11 protein-coding genes and 1 pseudogene are annotated in these 14,219 nt (G+C 61.6%); 6 read left to right on the forward strand and 6 right to left on the reverse strand.

Translation table 11 applies throughout. The features are described 5' to 3' along the window. Window positions 1-81: 81 nt before the first annotated feature. The 5 genes and pseudogenes from AB4Y32_RS32025 to AB4Y32_RS32045 all read right to left on the reverse strand — a co-directional run bounded on the left by AB4Y32_RS32025 (window position 82) and on the right by AB4Y32_RS32045 (window position 5,208). Window positions 82-999: pseudogene (locus tag AB4Y32_RS32025) on the reverse strand (ADP-ribosylglycohydrolase family protein). A 448-nt stretch (window positions 1,000-1,447) separates the two neighbouring features. Further along, a complete protein-coding gene (locus tag AB4Y32_RS32030; RefSeq protein WP_368725158.1) occupies window positions 1,448-2,230 on the reverse strand; it encodes an ABC transporter substrate-binding protein in 783 nt (260 codons plus the stop codon). Window positions 2,231-2,316: 86 nt separating this feature from the next. Then, window positions 2,317-3,801, reverse strand: coding sequence for an NAD(P)/FAD-dependent oxidoreductase (locus AB4Y32_RS32035; RefSeq protein WP_368725159.1), 1,485 nt, complete (start codon window positions 3,799-3,801; stop codon window positions 2,317-2,319). After that, entirely contained in the window at window positions 3,798-4,091 is a 294-nt protein-coding gene (locus tag AB4Y32_RS32040) for a (2Fe-2S)-binding protein (RefSeq protein WP_368725160.1), read from the reverse strand. The genes AB4Y32_RS32035 and AB4Y32_RS32040 overlap by 4 nt, the downstream gene beginning before the upstream one ends. Before the next feature lie 4 nt (window positions 4,092-4,095). After that, window positions 4,096-5,208 carry an NAD(P)/FAD-dependent oxidoreductase gene (locus tag AB4Y32_RS32045; protein ID WP_368725161.1) on the reverse strand — a complete coding sequence of 371 codons (1,113 nt, stop codon included), beginning with the start codon at window positions 5,206-5,208 and terminating at the stop codon, window positions 4,096-4,098. Window positions 5,209-5,347: 139 nt separating this feature from the next. Between AB4Y32_RS32045 and AB4Y32_RS32050 the strand changes: the two genes are divergently transcribed. Then, window positions 5,348-6,286, forward strand: coding sequence for a LysR substrate-binding domain-containing protein (locus tag AB4Y32_RS32050; protein ID WP_368725162.1), 939 nt, complete (start codon window positions 5,348-5,350; stop codon window positions 6,284-6,286). A 1,297-nt stretch (window positions 6,287-7,583) separates the two neighbouring features. Here AB4Y32_RS32050 and AB4Y32_RS32055 read toward each other — a convergent pair. Next, a complete protein-coding gene (locus AB4Y32_RS32055) occupies window positions 7,584-8,390 on the reverse strand; it encodes an IclR family transcriptional regulator (RefSeq protein WP_368725163.1) in 807 nt (268 codons plus the stop codon). Between the two features lie 166 nt (window positions 8,391-8,556). Here AB4Y32_RS32055 and AB4Y32_RS32060 point away from each other — a divergent pair, with 166 nt between their 5' ends. The 5 genes from AB4Y32_RS32060 to AB4Y32_RS32080 all read left to right on the forward strand — a co-directional run bounded on the left by AB4Y32_RS32060 (window position 8,557) and on the right by AB4Y32_RS32080 (window position 13,871). Continuing rightward, complete coding sequence (locus AB4Y32_RS32060) at window positions 8,557-9,540, forward strand: hydroxymethylglutaryl-CoA lyase (RefSeq protein ID WP_368725164.1); 984 nt, start codon at window positions 8,557-8,559, stop codon at window positions 9,538-9,540. After that, window positions 9,537-10,811, forward strand: a complete 1,275-nt coding sequence (locus tag AB4Y32_RS32065) for a CaiB/BaiF CoA transferase family protein (protein WP_368725165.1) — start codon at window positions 9,537-9,539, stop codon at window positions 10,809-10,811. Before AB4Y32_RS32060 ends, AB4Y32_RS32065 begins: the two co-directional genes overlap by 4 nt. 81 nt (window positions 10,812-10,892) lie before the next feature. Further along, entirely contained in the window at window positions 10,893-12,203 is a 1,311-nt protein-coding gene (locus tag AB4Y32_RS32070) for an MFS transporter (RefSeq protein WP_368725166.1), read from the forward strand. A gap of 2 nt (window positions 12,204-12,205) precedes the next feature. Further along, complete coding sequence (locus AB4Y32_RS32075; RefSeq protein ID WP_368725167.1) at window positions 12,206-13,336, forward strand: amidohydrolase; 1,131 nt, start codon at window positions 12,206-12,208, stop codon at window positions 13,334-13,336. Window positions 13,337-13,574: 238 nt separating this feature from the next. Then, the gene (locus tag AB4Y32_RS32080; protein ID WP_368725168.1) at window positions 13,575-13,871 is read left to right on the forward strand and encodes a hypothetical protein; all 297 of its coding nucleotides are present in this window, start codon (window positions 13,575-13,577) and stop codon (window positions 13,869-13,871) included. Window positions 13,872-14,219 lie beyond the last annotated feature (348 nt).

Consider the following 14,219-nt stretch of genomic DNA (forward strand, 5'->3'; position numbering starts at 1 on the left):
ATGCCGCTACGGCATTCCACAGACGATAGCAGATAAATTGGACGCGAGCGCCGCTGACAAATGTTGCGTCGCAATATGCTCCTATGGCGACGACTGAGCGGCGAGACGCGAGAGGAGCGGCAAAGCGATTTCGCTTCCTCTCAGTTCTCGCATCCACCGCTCTGGGATGCCGTCTATACCGTGTTTTATACCGGCCAGCCCGCACGCGACGGCTGCTGTCGTGTCGGTATCGTGGCCGAACGGACCGCAGTTCGGGCAACGTTTTCAAATGAATCTTCTTCCAGTGCCGCCCGGGCTGACCAGATCGTATCAAGCACGTAGCCGGTGCCACGCGGTTGGTCCATCTTTTTGAAATCTCTCAGCACGTCCAGTTCGTTGAGAAAACCGTTCCGTGGGCCAGAGACGATAGAGTTCTTCGAGACGTTGATCGGCCCACGACCAAGGATCGGCCAGCTTTCGCAAGTACCCGCGTGCTGTGAGACAGTAGAACGCGCATGCGACCAGTGAACGTGGGTGTGCATGCGTTGGCAACGATTGAAGATGGGCGTCGTGGACCAATGCGTCATCGTGACCGGCGTGCCAAAGTGCCAGCGGCAGAACACGCATTACCGAACCGTTTCCGTTGTCCCACTCCGACGCGCCGCCCGATTCGCTTGCCGACGCACCATCGCGCAGCTTACCCAATGCTTCGGCAGTCTGGATTTCACAGTCGAACACATCGTCATCGACTGCCATATAGCCGTCGTCCAGCCACTTCACCAGTCTGTCCGAGAAGTCGGTCAGCGAGAAGCGACCGCCTTCCAGAAGGCTGGCAAACAGGCACAACGCTTGGCTTCCGTCGTCGGACCACGTGCCGACCGGTACGCCCGCATGGGAACGCCTGAAACCAGCGGGTGGCGTCATCTCAATCTTGTCACGCGGTGGAAGCAGGTTTGGCGTCTTGAATTCGTAGGGAACACCCAAGGCGTCCCCAACCAGCAAACCGATCAGTCCGCCAATTCGCGCATCCGCTCAGACCTGTAAAGTCACTTTGGTTATTCATCAATCCCCGAAGTCCGATTCATTGAAAGGCAACGCTGATAAGCAGTGCATCAGCACGGCAGCTACCCGCCACATTGCTGACGTAGAACCCGGCCGCCCCAATGTCGGCTATGGCCGACTTGTGTGAATTGGTTTTCTGGCAGGTTCCAAGGTGAAGCAATCATTTGCACGGCGGCTTTTCCTGAAAGACCGAACTGCAGCGGCTAGCCGGTCTCTGCACTTCATAAGGCGCATAGCGGCGGCATGAGAAACAGGGTCCGTCTCGCGCCTGGCAGATGCAACCTGATTCGGCCTATCCGCGAGCCTCCGCACACGTAGCCGCGTGAAAGGCCGTTCGCCCATAACGCATGTGCCCATGTCGCATCACGACCAATCACGCGGGCCCCCGGCACCCCGGTTTCGAGCGCTATTTGCCATACATATCGAACGGGAAGTACTTCGATTCGATCTTCTTGTACGTTCCATCGCGCAGCATTTCAGCAATCGCGACGTTCAACGCATCGCGCAAATCGCTGTCGGACTTGCGCACGCCAGCAGCATCACCGTCGCCCATGATCGTCGGATCGTAAACAACATTGCCCACGAACGCGAAGCCCTTGCCGGCCGGCGTATCAAGAAAACCGAGCTTGCCTCGCACCGCGTCCATCAGCACGGCATCGACGCGCCCCGTGCCGAGGTCCGCGTATGCCTGGTCGTAGTTCTGGTAGGGGACCACCTCGACACCAGCGCCCGCCCACTTCTCGCGCGCATAGGTTTCCTGCACCGTGCCCTGCTGAACGGCGACACGCCTGTGCGCGAGCTTCGCCGCATCGGGCAGCAGACCCGAGCCTTCGCGCGCGATCAGGCGCGTCTGGTTACGATAGAGACGATCGGTGAAGTCGATCTGCTCGCGGCGCTTCGCCGTCGCCGCCATCGACGACAGGATCACATCGAACTTGCGCGCCTGCAGGCCCGGAATCAGGCCGTCGAAGCTGCTTTGCACCCACACGCATTTCGCCTTCAGCTTCGCGCACAGCGCGTTGCCGAGATCGACGTCGAAGCCGACCACCGCCCCGCTCGTCGACAGCGATTCGAACGGCGGATAGGTCGGATCGATGCCCACGCGTATCGTCTGCCACTCTTTCGCCGACGCCGCACACGCGAGCGCCATCGATACCGCTGCCACCATCACTTTCAAGCTACGTTTCATCAAAGCACTCCTCGCTAAAGGTCAAGGGTCAAGGGTCCAACGTCAAGAAAAAGCGAAGCGTTTGGGCGCGCGAGCCATGCAGCGTTTCAACTGGGAAACTCGCCGCGCGCGACATCGGTATCGACGGGCATGGCCTGCGCGAGTTGCGCAATCGTGACTGGTTTGACGGGCGCGCGAATCCGGTAGTAGCCGACATCGGCGGGGTCTCTCGCCTGCGCGTGCGCGATCAGTTCGCCGACCGTGGTGCCGCACAAGCGGCCCTGGCACGGACCCATCCCGCAACGCGAGAATGCCTTCATCTGGTTCGGTCCCGTGCAGCCCCGCGCGGCAATGCGACGTATCTCGCCCGCCGTCACTTCTTCGCAACGGCATACGATGACTTCGTCGGTGGGCAAGCGCGATGCGGGCGGCGGCGTATACAGCGCATCCAGCAACGGCCGAACGGCGAGATGATGGTTCAGTGCGGCACGCGGTGCGCGGCTCGCGCGGTCACGCGTTAGCGTGTCGAGTGCGCCGAGCTGCGCGGCGACGTCGAGCGCCGCGAGTGTGCCGGCAAACGCCGCCGCCTGCGCGCCGCCGATGCCCGCGCCATCGCCGGCAATCCACACATCGGCGACGCTGCTGCGCCCCCATGCATCCGTTTGCGGATGCCAGCAGGCCGTGCGCGCGTCCCATTCGTGGGCACATCCCGTTGCGCGCGCAAGATTCGTCGACGGGATCACGCCCTGATGCAGCAGCATCAGCGATGCTTCGATCTGCCGCGCGTTGCCGGCACCGTCGACAAAGCGAATGGCGCCCGCCCGCGTGTCGCCGATGATTTCGACGTCGAGCGCATGATGGTGAATGGCGATGCCCGCGCGGCGCACGGCGCGCATCATGCGCCAGCCCTTGAGCAGATAGTCGGCGGCCCTGAGTGCGCGCGGCAGATGACGCAGCGCTTTCGTATGCGCATCCGGCGGCGTCGTATCGACGATCGCCGCGATCCTGCGGCCGGCTTCGAGCAACTGCGAGGTGAACAGCCACAGCAAGGGCCCGCCGCCGACCAGCACGGTCTGCGCGCACGGCACGAGCCCCGCCGACTTGAGCGCGGTCTGCGCCGCGCCGACGCCCATCACGCCAGGCAACGTCCAGCCGCGAATCGGCCACGGACGTTCCTGCGCGCCCGTCGCGAGCAGGACGGCGCGCGCATGCACGGCCAGCGTGCCGCTCGCGTGATCGAGTCCGGGCGCGTTGCCGGCATCGGCCGCATTGCCGCGCGTGAGCATCGCCACGGCTTCCGTCGCGCCCGTGTGCGCCTCACGGCCGATCTGCCAGACGAGCGTGTGCGGCAAATACTGCGCGCCGCACGCGAAGAAGCGCTCGATCAGCGGACGCCCCGCCGCGTAGTCCTTGCCGAGCGCCGCGATGCTGCGCAGCGGCGATGTGGTCACATCGCGGTAGATCTGGCCACCGGGTGCGTGACCCTCATCGGCGACGATTACCGAGAGACCGCGCTCGCGCGCCTCACAAGCCGCCGCCATCCCTGCCGGCCCGGCGCCGACGATCAGCAGATCGCATCGTGTATCCGTCATGCGAGCCTCGCCTTGCCTTGCATCGATCGCACGCGCATGCGTTCGGCGACACGCGTCATGCAGGCCTGCACATTCGGCACGCCGTCGATTTCGACGAGGCAATCGAAGCAGACGCCCATCATGCAGAACGGCCCACGCGGCGCGCCGCTCACGGCTGATGTGCGGCACGCCGCCTTTCCGTTCGCGAGCAGTGCGGCAGCGACGGTGAAATGCGCAGGAACGCGCAGCAGATCGCCGTCGATTTCGATGCCGACGGTCGCCGCCGATGCCAGCGGCAAGAGCTCAAACATGGGCTTACTCCTGTCGCGGTTGGAAACGTGCCGTGACGAACGGCTCGATGATCCGCGGACGCGCGCGGCCCGCGATCCACGGTGCGAGCGTTTCGGCATGCGCGGCAGCGAGCGTCACGCCGCTATGGCAGATCGCGACGAATGCGCCCGGATACGACGCGGATTCTTCATAGACGGGCAAACCGTCCGGCGTCATGATGCGCAGCGCGCCCCATGCCCGCACGACGCGCGCATGCGCGAGAATCGGAAATGCCGTCTGTGCACGACGCGCGATATCGGCCATCACGCCGCGCGTGGTGCCCTCATCAAAACCGACGTCTTCCGCGGAATCGCCGAGCATCACCGAGCCTTCGCGCGTCTGCCGCACGACCAGCGTCGGATAATCGAGGAACGGCGCGAGACGCTCGGTCACCATGATCTGTCCGCGCAACGGCGAGATGGGCGCATCGAGGCCAATCATCGACGCGAGCCACGCGTTGCCGAGTCCCGCCGCAAGCACGACGCGTCCGGCGTTGAGCGTGCCCGTCGCCGTCACGACATCGAAACTGCCCGAGCGCGGCAGCACTTCGCGTACTTCCTCACACGGCCGGTACGCTCCGCCGTTCACCGCGAACGCCTGCTGCAAGGCGCGCAGGGTATAGAGCGGGCTTGCGTGGCCGTCGTTGCGCGAATAGAGCGCGCCCGCGAGTTCCGGCGACGCCGCGGGAATGCGCTTGCGCAACGCGTTTGAATCGAGCACTTCGTAATCGAGCCCCGCGTCCGGCTCTCGCAACGATTCGAGCAGCGCGTGTCCCTTATCGAGTTCCGCGTGCGTTTCGAACAGTTCGATGCCGCCCGGACGCTTAAAGCCCACGTCGACACCCGTTTCGCGCGATAGCTGCGCGGCGAAGGTCGACCAGCGCTGCGACGAGCCGAGCGACCACTGCGCGTATGGCAGGCAGCGTCCGCCCTTGCCCTGCACCCACACGAGGCCGAAATTGCCGCGCGCGGCACGGTATGCGTTGTCCGCGCCGTCGCACACGGCGACGCGAAGGTGCAGCCGCGCGAGACCGTACGCGATCGCCATACCGACGAGCCCTCCGCCCGCAACGACGACATCGTAAGTGTTCGATTTCATGTCCACACCCCGCTGGCGGGACGAATGTTATGGAGTTGATCCACTGCGTCGATATCAGGAAAAATGCTGTCGGACGTAGCATCCAACTGGCAAAATGCTGCGTCAAATGCCGTTTTTCGCTCGTCTATAAGTGAATGTTATGAGCTCGGCCGACCTCAAGATCCGACAGGTGGAAGCGTTCCGTGCACTCATCCAGCGGCACACGGTGACGCGCGCGGCGCAGTCGCTGCATATCTCGCAGCCGGCGGTGAGCCGCCTGATCGCGGACTTCGAGGACAGCGTGGGCTTCACGCTGTTCGAGCGTCAGCAGGGACGGCTCGTGCCGACCGCGGAAGCGCGCGTGCTATACGAGGAGGTGGAGCGCGCGTTCGTCGGTCTCGATCGCATCGGTCATGCGGCCCAGCAGATACGCGCGATGCGGCGCGGCTCGCTGCGGGTGGCCGGGTCGCCCGCCATCGCGCTCGAACTGCTGCCCGCCGTCGTCGCGCAGTTCGTGCAGGCGCATCCGGGCATCGACGTGACCTTGCTCACGCATAGCGCGAGCACCGTCGTGGACATGGTGGCGTCGGGCCGATGCGACGTCGGGTTCATCGCAGAAGCGATTCCGCATCCGTCCGTGCGACCCGAACGGCTGACGGATGCGTCGATGCGCTGCATTCTGCCGCTCACGCACAGGCTGGCAAGGAAGCGCGTGCTCAAGGCGGCCGACCTGGAAGGCGAATCGTTCATCTCGTTCCCGCGCTCGTTCGACGCGCGCACGGCCATCGACCGCGTATTCGTCGAGCAGAACGTCCAGCGTCAGATGAGCGTCGAGGCGCAGTTGTCGCAGACCATCGTCGCGCTGGTCGCCAACGGGGCAGGTGTCGCGCTGATCGATCCGGTGACGGCGGCGTACGCCAAAAACCGTGTCGCCGTGCGGCCTTTCGAGCCTGAGATTCGCGACCAGCTATACGTCGTGCGCGCATCGACGCTGCCGCTGCCAGGCATCGCCGAGCTGTTCTGCGCACGAGCCCGCGTATCATTGACGCGACTCGTGCGCGCGGATCAGTCACCGTCGCCTGTCATTACAAGGAATTAGAAGCCACACCGGGGCGCAGGATGTTTGAGTAACCAGTCGATCCGCCCTCCCTCCATAGTCCTTCGCTCGAGCTTAGGCGTGCCGTCGCATTATTCCACTCCAACGACAAAGGGAGCCTCGGGCGAGCGTTTTAGATCGCCATCCTGATGGATGGCGAGGACGGATTCTACCGTTTAGCCAACCAGTTTCCGAAGGGTTACAGGCGCGTTCGCGCCCTCCGATCTTGACAGGAGAAGAAGGCATTAGGACCCTGACTTCTTGCTCGGGAAGGCGCCAGGCCAGTCCCTCACGGGCGTCTAGTTTGTCATCCCTGACCACGCCAAGGGTCTTCCCGTGTTGCGTGCGCTTCCTTGTGTGCATGCTGTCGCCACTACCCCGGCGCAGCGACTGGGCGCTCTGCCTGCTCATTCACCCAGCCGCTCATAGAAGCCTTCCCCGACATGGCTCTCGGGTCGGCCTGCGCATCGTCCTTTTCGAGGCTTGCTCGGCGTTCACTCGCGTTACGGCCTGCACACTCGCGCTGTCACCGTATTTCGTGACACGCTTCACCGAAGGCTTCAACCGCTTCGTTACCTCCACGACTGCTCCGAATTAGAAAGGACTTTCCCCATCCTGTGGCGTAGCGATATGCCACGATGGTTGGTGCTGGCAACCCATCTGAGAAGCGGAAAGTCATGGAGAAGAGCCCCGCCGCCGACCTGCCATCGTGTCTGCCACAACATCGGAATCTATCAATGACCGAATGAACCCAAGCTTGCAAAAAGGGAACGTCCTTATAGGTTGCTTCCGGCTGGAGCGGTTGCCGGGTGGGGCTTTCACCCACTGGAAAAGCGCCGCCTTTTCACGGCGCACGCCATGAAGCGACATTCGCGGGCAATGTCGCCGAGACATTCAGGCGTCGGTTCCACTCAGGAACCGGCCATTCAGATCGAAGGTTGAGGTGATGTTTTTTTGGTCTTCGCCATTTGGGTCTCGTGCTTGGTCAGGCGCGGCTATGCGTCGTCTTTATCGTGCGGCTGAGTTCGAACGACGTACGCTGTCCGATTGGGTAGCCCCATGTCGTTTTGGTCACGGGAGCCCCCGAAGTACCGTATATGGCTCGAGCACTGCGTTAAGCGCGCTGTACTGACGCGGGCCTCGCCTGATCGCATAGGGCCTTCTCGCAAAGATCGCAAAACCTGCTCGCGCCGGCCACTCTCAAGCTGCTCTTCGCTAGACGTCAGGTGCGGGTCTGCGACAGTTGCACTGAAGTGTGAAGCGGAAGCGGTGCGCCGGGGCGGATATGAGCGCGGATCTTTTATTTCGCAGACACCCGATCTACGGATGATGATGGGGCGGCGAAGCGGGCGATGCTCGCATCGTATCTCTCACCCATACCACCCAGGGTGACCGTCGCGCGCTTCGCACTGTCAAGCAACGCCTTCAGCGCAACGTTAATAGTGTCTGGCGCATCGAATCTACCCTTGGGCCCGGATAGAGTGAGAGCGCCCACGAGTTGACCACTCGAATCGAACACCGGCACCGATGCTGATACTGTCTCAGGATCGCGTTCGCCGTATGACACCGCCCAGAGTTGCGCGCGCACGTCATTCCCGCGGGGGTCCAGAGATTCAGTGAATGCGAGCAGTATTTTGCCGGATGCGCCCTTGTCGACCGGGAATTCCTCGCCAACACGTATCGCAACCCTCACGCTCCTTGACGGCTCCACGCGGTAGAGCACTAAACGTTGGTCACCCTGCCGCACATAGAAAGATGCCGTCTCGCCCATGTCTCGACTCAGTTGCTGAAGGATGGGTTCGACAACCGGGCCGATTTGAAAGGACCGTTGATAAAGCGTTGCGAGGCGCAGCGGTTGATGGCCGATGGCGTACTGCCCGTCATTCAGCTTCCGTATGTATCCGCCGTGCTCCAAAGCACCGAGCAGTCGCAAAACCGTGCTCTTGTACAAGCCGGTGCGGCGCGAGAGTTCCGTTAGCGTGAGCCGGTCATCAACCGGTCCAAAGGCGTTGAGAATCGCAAATGCTCGATCCAGGACCGCGACGCCACTCGACCTTTCTGACGTGTCGATCGTCGGCTCCGTCGGCGAGAGTGCATTGATAGGCACGTTTTACCCTCGAAGTTTGTTCTCACACTCTACAGTTCCGCACAATAGAACTCAAGTTCTATTTTTTCAAAATTCTCGGGTTTACCCGTCTTATCCGAGACTTATCGCAGGCATATAGTTCTTTCCAGCAGAACCTAGATCTATCAGATAGAACACAGGAGCAGTTGTGATTACGTCCAATCCTAGGGTGTTGATCAGCGAGGTTGGGCCGCGCGACGGCCTGCAAAGCATCAAGAGCATCATCCCGACAGCGGCCAAGCTGCGATGGATTTCCGCGCTGGCCGCCGCTGGGTTGAAGGAAATTGAGGTGGGCTCGTTCGTGCCCCCGAAGTTACTGCCGCAAATGGCCGACATCCGTGAGGTCGTGGCTCATGCGCTGTCGATTCCTGGCCTTCATGTGGCGGTCCTCGCGCCGAATTTGCATGGTTCGCGCGGCGCGTTCGAAGCCGGTGTGCACAAAGTAACGCTGCCCGTCTCGGTGACCAACGAGCACTCGATGGCCAATATCCGCAAGACGACGGCGCAGATGATTGAAGAGGTTCGCGACATCGTCGCGTTGCGCAACGAGCAGTTTCCCGGCGTACAGATCGAAGCGGGCGTGTCCGTCGCATTTGGCTGCACCATCACCGGCACGGTCACCGATGACGAAACGATGCGTATGTGTCTTGCGATGGCCGAGTCCGGCGTGGACGAGATTGGCCTGTCCGATACCAGCGGGTACGCCAACCCTGCGCAGGTTCGTCGCCTGTTCCGTCGACTGCAATCGGAACTCAGGGACAAGGCGGGCGGGGCGCACTTTCATAACACACGCGGTCAGGGACTCGCCAATGTGATCGCCGCGCTTGACGTGGGCGTCACAACGATCGATTCCAGTCAGGCTGGTCTTGGCGGCTGTCCGTATGCCCCAGGCGCTACTGGAAACATCGTCACGGAGGACCTTGCTTTCCTGCTGGAAGCCATGGGCTATGAGACGGGCGTGGACATCGACAAACTGGGCGCTGCACGTGCGATTCTGGCCGAAGCGCTGCCGGACGAAGCCTTGTACGGGCATGTGCAGGATGCCGGACTGCCCAAGGGATTCAGATATTCAGATGGGCGCGTACCGAGCGCACCGCAACCGGAAGGCTGTCTGTTGGGAGTTGCGCAATGAGCCAAGAGCAAGCGAACCAAGCTCTGCCGTACAGCGGCGTGCGTGTTGTCGAGATGACGCACATGGTAATGGGACCAACATGCGGCATGGTCCTGGCTGATCTGGGCGCGGAGGTGATCAAGGTTGAACCGATTGCTGGCGACAGCACGCGCGCTCTTCGCGGGTCCGGAGCTGGCTTTTTCAGTACCTTCAACAGGAACAAGAAGAGTATCGCCGTCGATGTGAAGGATGCGCGCGGGCTCGACGTCGTGCACAAGCTGCTTGCCGGTGCAGACATCTTCAGCGAAAACTTTAAAAGCGGCACGATGGACAAACTGGGCCTGGGATATGGGGCGCTTTCCAGGCTCAATCCGCGTCTCATCTACGTGTCGCACAAAGGATTCCTGCCCGGTCCGTACGACCATCGGACCGCGTTGGACGAAGTTGCTCAGATGATGGGCGGCCTCGCCTACATGACGGGACCGGAAGGGCGTCCGCTGCGGGCTGGCACGAGCGTCAACGACATCATGGGCGGCATGTTCGGCGCGATCGGCGCGATGGCGGCGCTTGCGCAACGTGAGCGCACCGGGCACGGTCAGGAGGTACAAAGCGCGCTTTTCGAGAACAACGTGTTCCTTGTCGCACAGCACATGATGCAGTTCGCCGTGACCGGAAAAGCTGCTGCACCGATGCCCAGCCGGATCTCCGCATGGGCGGTCTATGACGTGTTTTCAGTCAGGAACGGCGAACAGATCTTCCTGGCGGTCGTGTCCGACACACAATGGGCGATCTTCTGTGACGCGTTCGGCCTGACTGAGCTGAAGGCCGACGAGCGCATCGTGACCAACAATCAGCGGGTGCAGGCACGCGACTGGTTGTTGCCGCAGCTTCGCAAGCACATGGAAGCATTCACGGCGTCCGAGATCAGCGCGATCTTCGAACGCTGCGGATTGCCATATGCGCCAATCACCAAGCCCCAGGATATGTTTGACGATCCCCATCTGCTTGCAACGGGGGGGCTTGCCGATGTTACATTGCCCTCCGACGCTAGTGGTGCTGGTCAACCTGTATCCACGAAGACCGCGTTGCTGCCTCTGACGCTTGGCGGGGAACGGCTGCAACTCCGCGCAGCGCCGCCTTCACTCGGACAGGATACGCGTGCGCTTCTGATGCAACTCGGTTACACGCCGGAAGACCTCAGACAGCTGACCGAAGCGGGCATCGTCAGGTGTCGGGACCAGCAGCCTGGCGATCCGGCGAGTCCGTCGGCTAACGAACTCGCCAGCGCCTGACACCCTGGCAGCACACAAGGAATCACTGCCGCGCACGTGCAGCATGGTTCAGCTCGGCCGTGATTCCACAGGAGACGGAACATGACATCGATATCACCGGAAATGACGGCCGACAGGTCCGTCGACTCCACACTGGAACAACAGGCGGTTAAGAAAGCGGCGTGGCGCTTTATCCCGCTTCTCGCGCTCGCGTACTTTTTCAATTACCTGGATCGGACAAGCGTTGGCTTTGCCGCGCTGACGATGAACCACGACCTCGGGTTGACTGCGACGCAGTTCGGCTGGGGTGCCGGCATCATGTTCGCGGGTTACTGCGTATGCGAGGTTCCAAGTAACCTTGCGCTGTACCGATTCGGCGCGCGACGCTGGCTGGCGCGCATCATGATCACCTGGGGCTTCTTCGCGGCGGCCACGGCGCTTGCGGTGGGACCGACCAGTTTCTACGTGCTCCGGCTCCTGCTGGGTATCGGCGAAGCGGGTTTCTTCCCGGGCGTGATCTTCTTCCTCGCAGTCTGGTTTCCGGCAAGCTATCGCACTCGCGTGCTCGCGTGGTTCACCGTCTCCACGCCGATCTCGTCACTCGTCGGCGGTCCGCTTTCGACGTGGCTGCTCAAGATGGACGGCTTCTTCGGGCTGGCTGGCTGGAAATGGATGTTCATTGTGGAGGGCTTGCCCGCGTGCTTGCTCGGCTTCCTCGTGCTGCAGCTGCTTGCGGACAAGCCCGCCGATGCCACGTGGCTGTCGCCGCAGGAGCGGCATGCGCTGCAGAGCGCCTTCGACCGCGAGGGCGCAGCCAGACAGAAAAAGAAGGATTTCGCCGCCGCGTTGAAGGATGTGCGCACGTACATCCTTGCGATGATCTCGTTCGGCTTCACGATGGGTTCCTACGGTATTGGCATCTGGCTGCCGCAGATGCTCAAGGCTCACGGCATGAGCGTGACGCAGACCGGCTGGATGTCGGCGGTGCCGTATTTCTTTGCAACCATCGCATTGCTGTGGTGGGCCAAGCGGGTCGATCGGCGCGGCGGCCCCATCGCGAGCCTGGCCGCGGGTCTTTTGATCGGAGCCGTGGCGCTCGGCGTATCGACCCGTTTCCATCAACTGGTGCCTGCTATGACCGGCATCACACTGGCGCTCATCGGAACGATTGCGGGCCGCACGATTTTCTATACGTTGCCGAACAGGTTCCTCTCCGGGCAGGCCGCTGCCGGCGGCCTCGCGCTGATCAATTCGATTGGCGCGCTTGGTGGCTTTGCGGGACCATATCTCGTGGGCTATCTCAAGGACAGCTTCGGTACATTCACGGCCGGCATGATCGGTCTGTCGTTCGTGCTGCTCATCACGACCCTGCTGACCCTCTCGCTCTACGCTTTCAACACGGAGAAGAAGTGAACATGGTACCGCTTCGTTCGCCCTTGCGACGCCGGCTCCTTGGCGCGGCGGCAGCATCGATCATGATCCCGGCCGTCTCTGCGCGGCAAGGATTCGCAAAAGAGGAAACCCGCAGCATGAGCACGACCAGCAATTACCTTCCCGTTCGCGCGGCGTGGCTCGCCTCGGGCACTGAATCCGCGCTCGAACCGGGCATGCCGATCGTTGACGCGCATCATCATTTCTATGAGCGCACGGGATGGACTTACCTGCTCGATGAATATCTCGAAGACGCCAGATCCGGGCACAACATCACCGCGTCCGTGTACATGCAGGCACTGACGCGTTATCGAAAAGATGGTTCCGAACCGATGCGCCCGGTCGGCGAAATCGAATATGTGGTCGGGGCCACCGCACCGTTGCAGAAAGGCAAGCCGCAGGTCGCGAAAGGTATCGTCGGTTACGCGGATCTGCGTCGCGGTACGGCAGTGCGAGAAGTGCTCGAAGCCGAGCTTCAGGCGGGCGCTGGCCGCTTGCGCGGCGTGCGGCATCTCGTAACGTGGGACGCAGACCAGACGCTCGTGAATCCCTTGTCGGCAGCGCCGCAGGGATTGCTGCTGGACCCGACCTATCGGTCAGGCGTCGCACAACTTGGGGCGCTCGGCCTCTCCTACGACGCGTGGCTCTTCTTCCCGCAATTGCCCGAACTCTTCGATCTGGCGAAGGCGTATCCCGACACGCCGTTCATCATCAATCATTGCGGCGGGATCGTGCGCATCGCCAGTTACACAGACAAACGCAAGGAAGTGTTCGACGCATGGTCGAGCTCGATGCGCGAGCTGGCGCAGTTGCCCAACGTGTATGTGAAAGTCGGTGGCTTGGGTATGCGGATCAACGGCTTCGACTTCGAAAAAGGAGAGCTTCCGCCTTCATCGATCGAGCTGGCGGCTACATGGAAGCCGTGGATGCATACCTGCATCGAGACGTTCGGCGCGAACCGCTGCATGTTCGAAAGCAATTTTCCGGTCGATAAGGGCTCGTATCCCTATAGCAACGGCTGGAATGCGTTCAAGCGCTTAACCGCGCAGGCGAGTACGCAGGAACGGGAGGCGCTGTTCCGAGGAACCGTGACCAAGGTGTACCATCTCAGCTAACTCAATCGATAACCATCGGGCTGTGGGCGAATCATCGCGGGCGTCGAAGGGCGGCTTGGGTCGGTCAAACTCAGGAGACGGGGCTTGACTCGCATAGGAGTCCCGTAAGCTGATTTGATCAGAGTTCTGGAAGCGAATTATACTGGAAAGGTATCTAGTTGGTCGATGGGAGTCGCCGTGGGCCAGCGATCCGTTTCTGAAAATCCGCATTGCCATTGAGATTGATACACAATCCGTCGTGACACTGCACCATTTTGTTGACGGCGCATGGCGCCGGTTTCGCCCGGACGAGGACGCATACGTGCGCGACCTCATCAATGACGAGATTGACGCGAGCATTGAGTGTCCGGAGAAGTACGGGTTGAACGAAACCGATGCCATACCGACTGCGTGGTCGAATGACGAAGCGAACCCGGTGCCGGAACTGCCGGAAGACGATGACGACACGAGTACCAACCAGTTTGAACAGCAGGGCTGTAGCTGCTGCGAACCGTGGTATCGCGAGGGTTCAGTGAGCGAATGTGAATGCGCCTGAAATCAGGCATTTCACAATGCAAAAGCAGCACAGGTAGACAGCTGATACGCGCCGTGGAACTGCCGGAAGGGTCCGTGTTTTCGGCTTAGTCGGCGCGAAATGCAGTTGCACGCTGGCTTCGTCTAGCGCTCGCCTGACGGCATGGGTGATTCCGCAGAATCACGAAGCACGTTAATCGCGGCTCGTAGAGCAAATGCAGTGGTCAACTTAGGGAGGTGTCAGGAATTTCGTGTGCTGAGGTCGGGTTAAAAGATCTCAGCTCATGGCGCTCGTGAATCGCTCGCCGAACAGAATGGCGAACTGATTGACTGCTTGCCGCCAGGTGATAGGCGGCATCTTCCAATCCTT

The sequence above is a fragment of the Paraburkholderia phymatum genome, from assembly GCF_040965635.1.
In the GTDB taxonomy this organism is placed as follows: domain Bacteria; phylum Pseudomonadota; class Gammaproteobacteria; order Burkholderiales; family Burkholderiaceae; genus Paraburkholderia; species Paraburkholderia phymatum_B.

Coding starts and splice junctions, on each gene's coding strand:
- AB4Y32_RS32065 (WP_368725165.1), top strand. CDS start 9,537: ATGAGCCAAGAGCAAGCGAACCAAGCTCTGCCGTACAGCGGCGTGCGT.
- AB4Y32_RS32030 (WP_368725158.1), bottom strand. CDS start 2,230: ATGAAACGTAGCTTGAAAGTGATGGTGGCAGCGGTATCGATGGCGCTC.
- AB4Y32_RS32040 (WP_368725160.1), bottom strand. CDS start 4,091: ATGTTTGAGCTCTTGCCGCTGGCATCGGCGGCGACCGTCGGCATCGAA.
- AB4Y32_RS32045 (WP_368725161.1), bottom strand. CDS start 5,208: ATGAAATCGAACACTTACGATGTCGTCGTTGCGGGCGGAGGGCTCGTC.
- AB4Y32_RS32075 (WP_368725167.1), top strand. CDS start 12,206: ATGGTACCGCTTCGTTCGCCCTTGCGACGCCGGCTCCTTGGCGCGGCG.
- AB4Y32_RS32035 (WP_368725159.1), bottom strand. CDS start 3,801: ATGACGGATACACGATGCGATCTGCTGATCGTCGGCGCCGGGCCGGCA.
- AB4Y32_RS32070 (WP_368725166.1), top strand. CDS start 10,893: ATGACATCGATATCACCGGAAATGACGGCCGACAGGTCCGTCGACTCC.
- AB4Y32_RS32050 (WP_368725162.1), top strand. CDS start 5,348: ATGAGCTCGGCCGACCTCAAGATCCGACAGGTGGAAGCGTTCCGTGCA.